Raw genomic sequence first — 12,299 nt, 5'->3', positions numbered from 1 at the left:
TGGCGCATTAACCTTTAACGCGGGGCGCGTGCATGTTCTGGTATTTTGTTAAATTGCTGATCCTGCTGCCGCTTGTCGGCGGCATGGCATTTGGCGCGCTGTGGCTATGGCGCAAATATCAGCCCGGCATGATGGTCGGCCAGAATGACCGGTCTTTGAAGCTGCTGGAAGCACTGCCGATGGGCACGTTCGGCAAGCTGGCCGTGGTCGAGTTCGAGGGCAAGAAGATCCTGCTGTCGGTCACCCGTGGCCGGATCGAGAAGATTGCGGAAGGCGACCCCTATCGTGCGCGCTAGTCACTGGCTGGTCGGCGGCATCCTGCTGACCGCCGGGCTGATGCTGGTCGATCCTGCGCTGGCACAGGCGGTGCCGGCCGCGCCCGCTCCGATTGACAATGGCGGGGCGCTGACCCGCGCGATGGGACAGATTTCGGGCGACGGCCGCTCGCTGTCGCTGTCGCTGCAGATCCTCGTCCTCATGAGCCTGCTGTCGGTGCTGCCGTCGCTGATCCTCATGATGACCAGCTTCACTCGGATCATCATCGTCCTGTCGCTGTTGCGCCAGGCGCTGGGCCTGCAACAAACGCCACCCAACCAGGTGCTGGTCGGGCTTGCCCTGTTCCTGTCGCTGTTCGTGATGCGGCCGGTGATCGACCAGATCAACGGCCAGGCCTATGATCCCTATGGCAAGGGCCAGATATCGATCGAGGAAGCGGTCGGCCGTTCGGGCAAGGTGCTGCACGGCTTCATGGCCAAGCAGACGCGCGAGAGCGACCTCAAGCTGTTCGCCAACATGGCGGAGGCCCCGGCCTTCCGCACGCCCGACGACATTCCCTTCACGATCCTGCTGCCGGCCTTCGTCACCAGCGAGTTGAAGACCGCGTTCCAGATCGGCTTCATGATCTTCCTGCCTTTCCTCATCATCGACCTGGTCGTCGCATCGACCCTGATGGCGCTGGGCATGATGATGCTGTCGCCCACGATCATTTCCATGCCCTTCAAGCTGTTGCTGTTCGTGCTGGTCGATGGCTGGGCGCTGACGATGGGGTCGCTCGCCGGCTCCTTCGCGACATAGGAGGGCGGCAATGGAGAATGCGGATTTCTTCATGGGCCTGGCACAGCATGCGCTGTGGATCACGGCGCTGGCGACGGCGCCGATCCTGATTCCGGCGCTGGTTGCGGGCGTGCTGATCGGCATGGTCCAGGCCGCGACGTCGATCAACGAACAGACGCTCAGCTTCATTCCCAAGATCCTGGTCGTGGGTGCGATGCTGACCCTGTTCGGCGGGTCGATCATGGTGCTGATCGCCGACTTCACGCGCGAGATATTCGAGCGGATACCGGACCTGCTGCAATGATCGCACCCGGCTTCGCAGGCGTCGAGACGCAATTGTGGATCTGGCTGATCGCCATGATCCGCCCCGGTGCGGCCTTTCTGGCCGCGCCCGTCTTCGGTGCGCCCGCGATGCCGCTTCAGTTGCGCCTGATCCTGTCGCTCGCGCTCGGCATGGCCGCCCTCAACAGCGTCACCATCCAGTTGCCGCATGATGGCGTGGCCAGTTTCGAAGGTGTGATGCTGGTCGCCGGCGAAGTGCTGACCGGCCTTGCCATGGGCTTTGCCGTGCAGATCGGCTATTCCGCAGCCTTCGTCGCGGGCGAGGCGATCGCCAACACCATGGGGCTTGGCTTTGCCGCGATGGTCGATCCGGGGTCGGGGCAGGGGACGCAGGCGGTCGGTCAGTTCCTGTCGATCCTCTCGACCTTCCTGCTGCTGGCGATGGACGGCCATCTGCTGCTCATCAGCTTCGTGGTGCAGAGCTACAAGGCGCTGCCGCCGGGCGCGGCGATGCTCAGCAATGATGCGGTCTGGCACATGATCCAGTTTGGCGGCTCGTTGCTGGGCGCCGGGGTGACGATCGCGCTGCCGGTCGGCTTCGCGCTGGTGCTGGTGCAGATCGTCATGGGCATGCTGGCGCGCACCGCGCCCGCGCTCAACCTGTTCGCCGTCGGCATGCCGATGGCGGTGATGGCGGGGCTGGTGCTGCTGGCGATGGCGGTGCCGGTAATGGGCGAGGGGATCACCATCGCGCTCAAGTCCGGCCTGGAACAGGCCCGCGCCATCTCGGAAGGACGCTGAGCCATGGCGGGCGGATCCGAGGGCGGCGAAAAGACCGAAAAGCCGACACAGAAGAAATTGCAGGATGCCGCCAAGGAAGGCGACATCCTCCAGTCCCGCGAATTGGGGACGGCGCTGGTGGTGATGGCCGGCATCGGCTGGCTGGCGGTCGCGGGACCGGGACTGATCGATGCGCTGTCGGGCATGCTGACCCGCGCGCTGCGCTTCGGGCGCGAGGATATCGTGAACTTCTCGCCAGTGACGCGCGGCACCGGTCTGCTGGCGGATATCGCGCTGCCGGTGGGGGGCGTATTGCTCGCGACCTTCTTTGCCGCGATCGCGGCGCCTGCGCTGCTCGGATCGCTGGGCTTTCGTCCCGGTGCCTTTGCGCCCAAGGCGTCGAAGATGAACCCGGCTTCGGGTTTCAAGCGCATGTTCGGTGCGCAGGGATTGATCGAACTGGTCAAATCGATCGCCAAGGTGGGATTGCTGGGCGCGGTCGGTTTCTGGATGATCTGGGACCGGCTGACCGCGATCATCGGCCTGGGCAAGGCTGGCGTCGGCAATGCGATCAGCGACCTTGGCAACATGTTCATCCTGGTCTGCCTGGTGATGGCGGGCGGGCTGTTCGTGATCGCGGGCATCGACGTGCCGATGCAGATTTTCCAGCGCGGCAAGCGGCTGGGCATGAGCAAGCAGGACATCAAGGACGAGCATAAGGAAAGCGAAGGTTCGCCCGAACTCAAGGGGCAGATTCGCCGGCGCCAGTTCGAGGTGCTGAACGGGTCGACCCGCCAGGCGGTGGCGGAGGCCAGCGTCATCATCACCAACCCGACCCATTTCGCGGTGGCGCTGCGCTACCGGCCCGGCGTGGATGCGGCGCCGGTGGTGGTCGCGCGCGGCTGTGACGCGATCGCCGCCTCGATCCGCGAACTGGCCGAGGATCATGGCGTGTCGGTGCTGCAATATCCCGAGCTGGCGCGCGCCATCTACTTTACCTCGCGCGCTGGCGAGATCGTCAATGAGGGCCTCTACATGGCGGTGGCGACGGTGCTGGCCTTCGTCTTCCGGGTCGAGAACAAGATGGCGACGGAAATGGACCGTCCATTCATCACCGTGCCCGAAGATCTGCGTTTCGATCCGGATGGAAAGAAATTGTAGAGAATTTGCTGATACTTGGCAGTTGATCGAAGAATTAGGGCGATGGTGAATTAAAGTTTAGCCACGCTTGTCCGTATTCTGTTTACGGGGACGCATTAGGATGGTGCGTCATGAACGAGTATCTTTCGCGTAGCGAGATTTCGCCAGTGGATCGGAGCGTGGTTCGCGCGCCGGTGCCGGCTGCGGCCGTTCAGCCGGTTTCAGCGACGGAATCGGCAACCGAGCAGCGGGACATGTCCGCCAGCGATGCGGGTCGGCGGGATAGTTTTGCGGTCGATATCGCTGCGGTCGACGAGGATGCCGCCGGCGCCGCCGAATATGCGCGCATCCATGCCCAGATCGCCGATATCCTGGCCGATATGCGTACCGGGCAGGGGGCGTTGTCGGTGGATGGTGCATCGGCCGCCGTCCAGGCGATGATGCCGCAGCCCTTCATCTACATTCCGCTGCCACCGGCTACGCGCGAGGCGGTGGAGCAGGCCGCCGATCTGGCCAAGCGGATCGCGCAGCAGGCCAGCTATGCCTATGCCGCCCAGGCGCATGTCGCGCGCGGGACCGTCGACCAGATCCTGTCCGCATCGGCGATCTGATCGCGGCGTTGCCCGCTTTTTTGCGGGCTTTGCCATAGGCTTGAAAATCATTCCTAAACATCTTCGCGCTACGGCCGTTCTCTCATTTGAAAGGACGGGCCATGGCAACGACGACGACATCGGTAGGGAGCAGCATCCTGTCGGCGCTGGGTGCCAATTCGGGCATCGACACGGGCGCGCTCGTTACCAGCCTGGTCAGCGCGACCCGCGACCCGCGCCAGTCCGCGATCACCACGCAGCAGACGACCAACAATGCCCGTATCTCGGCGCTGGCGTCGGCCATCAGTTCGCTCGACACCTTCGCTGATGCGCTCTCCAGCGTCCTGTCGGGTGCCGAATATACCGGCACGCCCAATTCGACCAACACCGGTATCGCGTCGGTCAGCCTGCTGAGCGGCGGCACGCCGGCTGGTCTGCCGGCGCAACTGGTGGTGAAGTCGCTGGCGACCGCCCGTATCTTCGCCTCGACCTCGACAAGCGGCGCGACCAGCAGCACGGCCGTCGGCACCGGGTCGCTCACCATCACGACGGCGGGCGGCAAGACCGCGACGATCACGGTCGATTCGAGCAATAACAGTTTTTCCGGCCTGGCTTCGGCGATCAACGCGGCCGACATCGGCGTGACCGCGAGCGTCGTCACCGATGCGCAGGGAACGCGGCTGGTGTTCAAGGGTGCGACTGGCGCCGCCAATGATTTCACCATCACCAGCACGGCCAACAGCTCGACCAGCGTTCTCGCCGGCCTCAACAGCAGCGCGATGACCTCGACCTCGGACCCGGCCAATGCGAAGGTCACGCTCGACGGCACCGACTATGAATATGCCAGCAACACTATCGATGATGCGATCCCCTATCTGCGGATCGAACTGACGGCGGCGGATGTGAACAGCACGGTCAACCTGACCATGACCCAGCCGACCGCGACGATGAAGGATCTGCTGCAGGAATTTGTCGACGCCTATAACACGCTGATGAAGGCGCTGAACACGGCGACCTCCACTGGCACGGATTCGTCGACGGCTGGCGTCCTGAACGGGGTGTCGGCGGTGCGCGACATGAAGTCGCAGCTGTCGAAGATCACCTCGACCCAGCTTGCTTCGACCGGCAGCTACAAGACGCTGGCCGATATCGGCATCGGGACCAATCGCGACGGCACGCTGACGCTGAACACCGACACGCTGGACAAGGCGCTGGCCGCCGACCCGGCGGGCATCACCAAGATGCTCAACCCTGCGAAGTCGACCGCCGACAATCTGGGCCTGTCGGGTCTGATGGACAGCGTGCGCGACAATATCGAGCTGGACAACGGCCCGATCAAGGCGGCGCAGGATCGTTATGAAAAGTTGGCCGACAGCCTGACCGAACAGCTCGAAAAGCTGGACGAGGACATGGCTGATTATGAGACGCGCCTGACTTCCATCTATTCGGCGATGCAGACCAAGTTGTCTGCGCTCAACGCAACCCAAAGCTATCTCCAGCAGCAGATCGATGCCTGGAATAGCAGTGATGACTAAACGGGGACTTTGACACATGTTCTATAATCATGGCTTTGCAGGTTCGGCAGCGGCGCGGCGCTATGCAGCGGTGCATTCGGGCAGCCGGATCGAGGGCGCCACGCCCCATGCGCTGGTCAAGATCCTGTTCGACGAACTGCTGATCGCCCTTGATGCCACGGCACTGGCCGAACGCAATGGCGACCGACTGAAGGTGTCCGACAAGCAGGCGCGCGCCATGTCGATCCTGTTCGCGCTCGAAGCGAGCCTCGACTTCGACAAGGGCGGCGACGTCGCCACTGGCCTGGCGCGCATCTATCGCGAAGCCCGTCGCCTGCTGCTGGTCAGCGCCAAGGAGCATGATGCCGCGCCGGTCGAGCAGGCCCGCGCCATGGTCGGCGAGATTGCCGATGCCTGGAACCAGATCGGCCAGCCCTGATCGCTCACGGCGCGATCAGTCCATAGGCTGCTGACTGGCCCGGTTGCGGGGTTGCACCCCCTTCCGGTGGCCTGTATAGGCGGCACTCGCACAAGGGCGGCCCGGCGGGGGCCGCCTTTTTGCGTTATATCCGATGCGCACGGACGCGCAGCATCAACCCAGAAAGGGAAGGCACATGTCGATTACGCCGCTCATGCCCGTTTACCCCCGGTGCGATGTGCGTCCGGTCCGAGGCGAGGGCTGCTACCTGATCGGGGAGCGCGGGGAGCGCTATCTCGACTTCGCCAGCGGCATTGCCGTCAATCTGCTGGGCCATGGCCACCCCAAGCTGGTGAAGACCATCGCCGATCAGGCCGCGACGCTGATGCATATCTCCAACCTCTACGGTTCGCCGCTGGGGGAGGAATTTGCCCAGAAGCTGGTCGATAACAGCTTTGCTGACACCGTCTTCTTCACCAATTCGGGGGCCGAAGCGGTCGAGTGCGCGATCAAGACCGCGCGCCGCTATCATTATGCCAATGGACAAGCGCACCGGCATAAGATCATCAGCTTCGACAACGCCTTCCATGGCCGCACGCTGGGCACCATTTCGGCGACCAGCCAGCCCAAGATGCGCGACGGGTTCGAGCCGCTGCTGCCCGGTTTCCAGGTCGTGCCCTTCAACGATCTCGACGCGGCCATCGCAGCGATCGACGACAACACCGCCGGCTTCCTGCTGGAACCGGTGCAAGGCGAAGGCGGCGTGACCCCGGCAACCCAGGCATTCCTGGCCGGCCTGCGCAAGGCGTGCGACGAGCATGGCCTGCTGCTGATCCTGGACGAAGTGCAGTGCGGCTATGCCCGTACCGGCACCTTCTTCGCCCATGAGCAATATGGCGTGACGCCGGACATCATGGCGGTGGCCAAGGGCATCGGCGCGGGCTTCCCGCTCGGCGCCTGTCTCGCCACCGAGGAAGCGGCCAAGGGCATGGTGTTCGGCACCCATGGCTCCACCTATGGCGGCAACCCGCTTGCCATGGCGGTGGGCATCGCGGTGCTGGAAGAGGTGCTGGCCGACGGCTTCCTGGAGCAGGTGACGGCCATGGGGGCGCGTCTGCGTTCTGCCCTGGAGCAGATGATCCCGAACCATGACGACATGTTCGAGGATGTGCGCGGCATGGGACTGATGCTGGGCGTCAAGATGAAGGACGCCTATGATGCGCGCGCCTTCGTCGGCCATCTGCGCGACCATCATGGGTTCCTGTCGGTCTCGGCGGGGCAGAATGTGCTGCGCATCCTGCCGCCGCTCGTCATCGACGAAAGCCATATCGCCGAATGCATCGAGAAGATTTCCGCCGGTGCGCGGAGCTTCGCGGACGCCAAGGCGGCCTGACCATATATTGCCCCGTTCGTGCTGAGTAGGGGCTGAGCGAAGTCGAAGCCCCGTATCGAAGCATCCTTCGATACGCCATTTCGACTTCGCTCAATGGCTACTCAGGACGAACGGTGGTTGGAAGCGGGGAAAACTTCCAATGACCAAGCATTTCCTGAATCTCACCGATGCGGGCGGCGACGCGATCGCCGCGATGATCGCCGACGCCATCGACCGCAAGGCGGCGCGGGCGGGCAAGCCCAAGGGCTGGGTCGACGCCGATGCGCCGCTGGCCGGCCACACGCTGGCGATGATCTTTGAAAAGAACAGCACGCGCACCCGCGTCAGCTTCGACATGGCGATCCGTCAGCTCGGCGGCACGTCGCTGATCCTGGACGGCGCGACCAGCCAGTTGGGACGCGGCGAGACCGTGGCCGACACGGCGCGCGTGCTCAGCCGCATGGCCGACGCGATCATGATCCGCACCGACGATCATGCCAAGATCGAGGAAATGGCCGAATATGCCAGCGTCCCGGTCATCAATGGTCTGACCGACCTGTCGCATCCCTGTCAGATCGTCGCCGACCTGCTGACCGTGGTCGAACATGGCCTGGCGCTGCCGGGTAGCCAATGGGCCTGGCTGGGCGACGGCAATAATGTCCTCCACTCGATCGTCGAGGCCGCGGGCCTGATGAAGTTCGACGTGCGCATGGGCATCCCTGAGGGCTATGACCCCGATCCGTCCTTTGCCGCGGCGGCACAGGCAGCGGGTTCGACCATCACCCTGACCCGCGATGCGGCGCAGGCAGTGGCGGGCGCCGATGTCGTCGTCACCGACACCTGGATCTCCATGGGCCAGGCCCATGCCGAGGCGAAGCTGGCGGCGATGATGCCCTACCAGGTGACGCCGGAACTGATGGCTGGCGCCAAGGCGGATGCCAAATTTCTCCACTGCCTGCCCGCCCATCGCGGCGAGGAAGTGGTCGAGGCGGTGATCGACGGTCCGCAGTCGCTGATCTGGGACGAGGCGGAGAACCGCATCCATGCCCAGAAGTCGGTTCTGCTCTGGGCGCTTGGAAAGCTGTAAGCTCACCCTATATTCGGGCGAAATTTTCCGTTCGCCCTGAAAGATGATGGGGCCTGCCCTGCGCTGGAAAGCGCAGGGCAGGCCCTCGCGGCTTTCAGGACGTATGGATCGGAAGGAAATATCGTGACCAGTTCCAATGTCGATCAGGCCCTTGGCTTTACCATCCCCTCGCGCCATGTGCGCGGTCGTTTCGTGCGATTGGGGCCGGTACTGGACCAGGTGCTGTCCGCCCATGCCTATCCGCCCGCGATCGAGCGGGTGCTGGCGTCCTCGCTGGTGCTGGGCGCGCTGCTCGGCAGCCTTCTGAAGGATGCCGGGGGGCAGCTGACCTTGCAGGCGCAGACCGAAAATGGCGTCGTCAGCTTGCTGGTCGCCGATTACAAGGGCGGCGAGCTGCGTGGTTATGCCAAGTTCGATGCCGAGCGGCTGGCGGAGATCGGCAGCGATCCGACCCTGTTTGGCCTGTTCGGCAAGGGGTATTTGGCGATCACCTTCGACCAGGCGGTGACGGGCGAGCGCTATCAGGGCATCGTGCCGCTGGACGGATCGTCGCTCGCTGAGGCGGCGGAGCATTATTTCTTCCAGTCCGAACAGATCCCCAGCATCGTCCAGATCGCGACCCGGCATGATCCGGGCGAGGGCTGCGTCGCGGCGGGCCTGCTGCTCCAGCATCTGCCCGAGGGCGAAGTGGGCCGCGAGCGCCTGCATGTGCGCCACGATCATCCCGAATGGGAACATGTTCAGGCGCTGGCCGGTACGCTGCGCGACGAGGAACTGACCGATCTCGACCTGCCGCTGACCGACATCGCCTGGCGTCTGTTCCATGAGGAGGAAGAGGTGCGCGTCACCGAGACGACGGCGCTGGCCAAGGGCTGTCGCTGTGATCTTGCCCATATTCGCGATGTGATCGGTCGTTTTCCGGCGGACGAGCGGGTAGCGATGGCGGACGAGAAGGGCATTATCGGCGTCGATTGCGCCTTCTGCTCGCGGCTGTTCCCGCTCGCGCTGGACAGTTTCGTCACCCATTGAGGGCAGGTTGAGAGTGGAGCGCGGGGCAATTGCGGCAGGACCGTTCGCCCCGCGCTATCAAATTGCCGCAATTGCGCGGCACAACAGGATGAAGCATGGCGCCGTTCCCCGGCGCCGATGACAAGGTCTGGACGCAAGATGACAAGGCTGGGGCTGCAGGCGCTGGGCGTCGCGGCGGCAATGATGATGGCAAGCTGGGCCGGCGCGGCGAACGCGCCGCAACTGGCTGCGCTCGCCAAGCTGGAAAAGGGCGAATGGGAATTGCGCCTGCGCGACGATCCATCCGCGCCGCCCCGCCGCCTGTGCGTGACGATGGCGCACCAACTGCTGGAGCCGGCCAATGCTGGCCCCGGTTGCAAGCCGTTCGTGGTCAGCGATGCGCCCGGCGCCGCCACCGTGACCTTCGATTGCGGCGCGGCCGGCAATGCGCGCACCGACCTGCGCGTCGAAACGCCGCGCCTTATCCAGATACGATCGCAGGGGATCAGCGATGGCGCGCCCTTTTCCAACATGGTGGAAGGGCGGCATGTCGGGGCATGCCGCTGACCGGCGGCCCTCTTGCACTGCAACATAACGAGGTTTAGCGCAGCATCATGGTTGCACAGAATGGGAAATTCGCCGTCGTCCTGCTTTCGGGCGGACTGGATTCAATGGTTGCGGGCGGGCTCGCGCGTGAAGCGGGTTATCGCGTCCTCGCGCTGACGATCGACTATAACCAGCGCCATCGCGTCGAACTGCGCGCGGCGGCCAAGGTCGCGACGGCACTCAATGCCATGTCGCATATCGTGCTGCCGCTCGACCTCACCGCCTTTGGCGGGTCGGCGCTGACTGCCGACATCGAAGTGCCCAAGGGCGGCGTTGGCGACGAAATTCCCGTCACCTATGTGCCGGCGCGCAACACCATCTTCCTGTCGTTGACGCTGGGCCTGGCTGAAGTGGCGGCGGCCAACGACATCTATATCGGCGTCAATGCGCTGGATTATTCGGGCTATCCCGATTGCCGCCCCGAATTTATCGAGGCGTTCCAGAAGATGGCGACTCTGGCGACCAAGGCAGGGGTCGAAGGGCATCCGATCCGAATCAACACGCCGCTGCAATTCATGACCAAGGCCGACATCGTGCGGGAGGCACACCGCCTGGGTCTGGACGCCGGCCTCAGCTGGTCCTGCTACGACCCGACGCCCGACAACAAGCATTGCGGCCAGTGCGACAGCTGTCGCCTGCGCTCCAAGGGGTTCGAAGAAGCGGGCCTGCCCGATCCCACCGTCTATGCGACGCGTCCCGGAAAGGCCTGACACATGACCTATGCGGTCAAGGAAATGTTCCTGACCCTGCAAGGTGAAGGCGTGCAGGCGGGGCGCCGCGCGGTGTTCCTGCGTTTTGCCGGCTGCAACCTGTGGAGCGGGCGCGAACAGGACCGGCGCGACGCGGTCTGTCGCTTCTGCGACACCGATTTCGTCGGCACCGACGGTGATGGCGGCGGCAAGTTCGCGACCGCCGACGCACTGGCCGATGCGGCATTCGCCTTCTGGGGCGAGGGGGAAGGCCCCTATATCGTTCTGACCGGTGGCGAGCCGATGTTGCAGGTGGACGATGCGCTGATCGCTGCGCTCCATGCCCGTGGCTTCACCATCGCGATCGAGAGCAACGGCACCTTGCCGGCGCATCCGGGCATCGACTGGGTCTGCATCAGCCCCAAGGCGGGCAGCGATGTCGTGCAGCTGAAGGGCAATGAGCTGAAGCTGGTCTGGCCGCAGCCCGATGGCGGGCACAGCCTGGCCGATGTCGAGGCGATGGAAGGCTGGGGCTTCGACCATCTGCTGGTCCAGCCGCTCGACGATGCCCATGCCGTGGCCAATGCCCGCGCGGCCATCGATCTGGTGATGGCCCGGCCGCGCTGGCGGCTGACGGTGCAGGCCCATAAATATCTGGGCCTGCGTTAAGTCTTCGTCAGATCAGGGCTGAACGCCGACCTTCTGATTCCATTGCTGGTGGCATTCGGGCAGCAGCACGCCCTTCTTCCAGCATTTGGCGTCGAGCGAGGGCAAGGCGAGCTGATAGTTCCAGCCCGGATCGCCATAATATTGCTCGCCGGCATGGACGAGCGACTTCTTGATCGAGGCCAGGCCCTGGCGCGCCACGACATTGAGCTGGCCGCGGTCGGCAAAGATCGCCTGGCGACCGACCGCCGCCGCCGCCTGGCAGAAGCCGCGCTGCGCCTGAACCGTCGAATAGCCCGAATAGATACGGGTATTATACATGTCGGACGCCGACTGGCCGGGCTTGCCCTTGCCCTTGGTGCGCTGGAAATAGCCGAGCAGCGTCGCCTGCGCCGCGTCGAGTTCCGCGTCATGATGGGCGATCATGGCGTTATAGTTGCTGACCGACAGTAGGGTCGGTTCGAACTGGCATTGCAGCGCGGCGACGTTGATCGCGGCGCGCAGGTTCCAGGTAAGGCCAGCCTTGATCTCGTCCGCAGTGGCGCCGGGCAGGCCCAGCGCGGTGGCGGCGGCTTCGTCGGTCAGGGCGGGGGCCGACATGTCGGGCGGCGACCAGAAAAATTGCGCGGCGGCCGGCTGCGCGGCGGCAAGCGACGCGGCGGCGATCGTCAGGGCGGCAAAGGCCTGGCGCGAGCGAAAACGGAACGTCATTGAATAAACCCTCTCAGCCGGGGTCTTGATGGCGCGAACGCCCAATTCCCCCATAACGGCATCAACTATAGCGCGGCTGTTCTGGAAGTGAACGGGAAAAGCCCTATTGGTCCGACACGACTTCCTCATCGTTCGCGGATGCGGCGGCATTGTCCGCCTTGGCCGGCGCAGCGGTGGTCGGCGCGGTGCGGTTTTCCGGCAGCGCAAGGCTTGTGCCCTCGCTCTGCACGCCATCCAGGTCGGTCATGGCGTCGGTGGCGGTGCCGTCGACCACTTCCATGTCCTTCATCTGCACTGTGTTGCCGGTCTTTTCGCTGCCACCACCGCAGCCGGCCAGGGGCATGCATCCGATCAACAGGGCAGCAGTCATCATCCTTGCGTCA

16 protein-coding genes are annotated in these 12,299 nt (G+C 64.3%); 14 read left to right on the top strand and 2 right to left on the bottom strand.

The window, feature by feature from the left end:
- Nucleotides 1-32 precede the first annotated feature (32 nt).
- The 14 genes from GGQ90_RS10095 to queE all read left to right on the top strand — a co-directional run bounded on the left by GGQ90_RS10095 (nucleotide 33) and on the right by queE (nucleotide 11,208).
- On the top strand, nucleotides 33-296 hold the full coding sequence (locus tag GGQ90_RS10095) for a FliO/MopB family protein (RefSeq protein WP_004208182.1): 264 nt from the start codon (nucleotides 33-35) through the stop codon (nucleotides 294-296).
- Between the two features lie 40 nt (nucleotides 297-336).
- Nucleotides 337-1,074 carry a flagellar type III secretion system pore protein FliP gene (fliP, locus tag GGQ90_RS10090; RefSeq protein WP_188082122.1) on the top strand — a complete coding sequence of 246 codons (738 nt, stop codon included), beginning with the start codon at nucleotides 337-339 and terminating at the stop codon, nucleotides 1,072-1,074.
- Nucleotides 1,075-1,084: 10 nt separating this feature from the next.
- Nucleotides 1,085-1,357, top strand: coding sequence for a flagellar biosynthesis protein FliQ (gene fliQ / locus GGQ90_RS10085; protein ID WP_004208180.1), 273 nt, complete (start codon nucleotides 1,085-1,087; stop codon nucleotides 1,355-1,357).
- Nucleotides 1,354-2,136 carry a flagellar biosynthetic protein FliR gene (fliR, locus tag GGQ90_RS10080; protein WP_188082037.1) on the top strand — a complete coding sequence of 261 codons (783 nt, stop codon included), beginning with the start codon at nucleotides 1,354-1,356 and terminating at the stop codon, nucleotides 2,134-2,136. The genes fliQ and fliR overlap by 4 nt, the downstream gene beginning before the upstream one ends.
- A 3-nt stretch (nucleotides 2,137-2,139) precedes the next feature.
- On the top strand, nucleotides 2,140-3,276 hold the full coding sequence (flhB, locus tag GGQ90_RS10075) for a flagellar type III secretion system protein FlhB (protein ID WP_188082036.1): 1,137 nt from the start codon (nucleotides 2,140-2,142) through the stop codon (nucleotides 3,274-3,276).
- A 110-nt stretch (nucleotides 3,277-3,386) separates the two neighbouring features.
- Nucleotides 3,387-3,866, top strand: a complete 480-nt coding sequence (locus GGQ90_RS10070; protein WP_188082035.1) for a hypothetical protein — start codon at nucleotides 3,387-3,389, stop codon at nucleotides 3,864-3,866.
- 101 nt (nucleotides 3,867-3,967) lie between these two features.
- Nucleotides 3,968-5,380, top strand: a complete 1,413-nt coding sequence (gene fliD, locus GGQ90_RS10065) for a flagellar filament capping protein FliD (protein ID WP_188082034.1) — start codon at nucleotides 3,968-3,970, stop codon at nucleotides 5,378-5,380.
- Nucleotides 5,381-5,396: 16 nt separating this feature from the next.
- On the top strand, nucleotides 5,397-5,798 hold the full coding sequence (locus GGQ90_RS10060) for a flagellar export chaperone FliS (protein WP_188082033.1): 402 nt from the start codon (nucleotides 5,397-5,399) through the stop codon (nucleotides 5,796-5,798).
- Nucleotides 5,799-5,973: 175 nt separating this feature from the next.
- Nucleotides 5,974-7,170, top strand: a complete 1,197-nt coding sequence (locus tag GGQ90_RS10055) for an aspartate aminotransferase family protein (RefSeq protein WP_188082032.1) — start codon at nucleotides 5,974-5,976, stop codon at nucleotides 7,168-7,170.
- Between the two features lie 139 nt (nucleotides 7,171-7,309).
- Complete coding sequence (gene argF / locus GGQ90_RS10050; RefSeq protein ID WP_188082031.1) at nucleotides 7,310-8,236, top strand: ornithine carbamoyltransferase; 927 nt, start codon at nucleotides 7,310-7,312, stop codon at nucleotides 8,234-8,236.
- A gap of 123 nt (nucleotides 8,237-8,359) precedes the next feature.
- Entirely contained in the window at nucleotides 8,360-9,265 is a 906-nt protein-coding gene (gene hslO / locus GGQ90_RS10045; protein WP_188082030.1) for an Hsp33 family molecular chaperone HslO, read from the top strand.
- 138 nt (nucleotides 9,266-9,403) lie between these two features.
- Nucleotides 9,404-9,811, top strand: coding sequence for a DUF3617 domain-containing protein (locus GGQ90_RS10040; protein ID WP_188082029.1), 408 nt, complete (start codon nucleotides 9,404-9,406; stop codon nucleotides 9,809-9,811).
- Between the two features lie 47 nt (nucleotides 9,812-9,858).
- Nucleotides 9,859-10,560 carry a 7-cyano-7-deazaguanine synthase QueC gene (queC, locus tag GGQ90_RS10035; RefSeq protein WP_188082028.1) on the top strand — a complete coding sequence of 234 codons (702 nt, stop codon included), beginning with the start codon at nucleotides 9,859-9,861 and terminating at the stop codon, nucleotides 10,558-10,560.
- A 3-nt stretch (nucleotides 10,561-10,563) separates the two neighbouring features.
- Complete coding sequence (gene queE, locus GGQ90_RS10030; protein WP_188082027.1) at nucleotides 10,564-11,208, top strand: 7-carboxy-7-deazaguanine synthase; 645 nt, start codon at nucleotides 10,564-10,566, stop codon at nucleotides 11,206-11,208.
- A 12-nt stretch (nucleotides 11,209-11,220) separates the two neighbouring features.
- Here queE and GGQ90_RS10025 read toward each other — a convergent pair whose 3' ends face one another.
- Complete coding sequence (locus GGQ90_RS10025; RefSeq protein WP_188082026.1) at nucleotides 11,221-11,916, bottom strand: hypothetical protein; 696 nt, start codon at nucleotides 11,914-11,916, stop codon at nucleotides 11,221-11,223.
- A 103-nt stretch (nucleotides 11,917-12,019) separates the two neighbouring features.
- Complete coding sequence (locus GGQ90_RS10020; RefSeq protein WP_380767219.1) at nucleotides 12,020-12,286, bottom strand: hypothetical protein; 267 nt, start codon at nucleotides 12,284-12,286, stop codon at nucleotides 12,020-12,022.
- Nucleotides 12,287-12,299: the final 13 nt, after the last annotated feature.

Source organism: Sphingobium scionense, from assembly GCF_014197035.1.
GTDB classification, from domain to species: domain Bacteria; phylum Pseudomonadota; class Alphaproteobacteria; order Sphingomonadales; family Sphingomonadaceae; genus Sphingobium; species Sphingobium scionense.
Note: the sequence above shows the minus strand (reverse complement) of the source record. Positions and strands in the feature narration are given on the sequence as shown.

What these genes read in the sequence shown, in the direction of transcription:
- fliP (WP_188082122.1), top strand. Translation starts at nt 337, where the DNA reads ATGCTGGTCGATCCTGCGCTGGCACAGGCGGTGCCGGCCGCGCCCGCT.
- queC (WP_188082028.1), top strand. Translation starts at nt 9,859, where the DNA reads ATGGTTGCACAGAATGGGAAATTCGCCGTCGTCCTGCTTTCGGGCGGA.
- GGQ90_RS10025 (WP_188082026.1), bottom strand. Translation starts at nt 11,916, where the DNA reads ATGACGTTCCGTTTTCGCTCGCGCCAGGCCTTTGCCGCCCTGACGATC.
- fliD (WP_188082034.1), top strand. Translation starts at nt 3,968, where the DNA reads ATGGCAACGACGACGACATCGGTAGGGAGCAGCATCCTGTCGGCGCTG.
- GGQ90_RS10095 (WP_004208182.1), top strand. Translation starts at nt 33, where the DNA reads ATGTTCTGGTATTTTGTTAAATTGCTGATCCTGCTGCCGCTTGTCGGC.
- flhB (WP_188082036.1), top strand. Translation starts at nt 2,140, where the DNA reads ATGGCGGGCGGATCCGAGGGCGGCGAAAAGACCGAAAAGCCGACACAG.
- queE (WP_188082027.1), top strand. Translation starts at nt 10,564, where the DNA reads ATGACCTATGCGGTCAAGGAAATGTTCCTGACCCTGCAAGGTGAAGGC.
- GGQ90_RS10060 (WP_188082033.1), top strand. Translation starts at nt 5,397, where the DNA reads ATGTTCTATAATCATGGCTTTGCAGGTTCGGCAGCGGCGCGGCGCTAT.
- GGQ90_RS10040 (WP_188082029.1), top strand. Translation starts at nt 9,404, where the DNA reads ATGACAAGGCTGGGGCTGCAGGCGCTGGGCGTCGCGGCGGCAATGATG.
- argF (WP_188082031.1), top strand. Translation starts at nt 7,310, where the DNA reads ATGACCAAGCATTTCCTGAATCTCACCGATGCGGGCGGCGACGCGATC.
- GGQ90_RS10055 (WP_188082032.1), top strand. Translation starts at nt 5,974, where the DNA reads ATGTCGATTACGCCGCTCATGCCCGTTTACCCCCGGTGCGATGTGCGT.
- GGQ90_RS10020 (WP_380767219.1), bottom strand. Translation starts at nt 12,286, where the DNA reads ATGACTGCTGCCCTGTTGATCGGATGCATGCCCCTGGCCGGCTGCGGT.
- fliR (WP_188082037.1), top strand. Translation starts at nt 1,354, where the DNA reads ATGATCGCACCCGGCTTCGCAGGCGTCGAGACGCAATTGTGGATCTGG.
- fliQ (WP_004208180.1), top strand. Translation starts at nt 1,085, where the DNA reads ATGGAGAATGCGGATTTCTTCATGGGCCTGGCACAGCATGCGCTGTGG.
- GGQ90_RS10070 (WP_188082035.1), top strand. Translation starts at nt 3,387, where the DNA reads ATGAACGAGTATCTTTCGCGTAGCGAGATTTCGCCAGTGGATCGGAGC.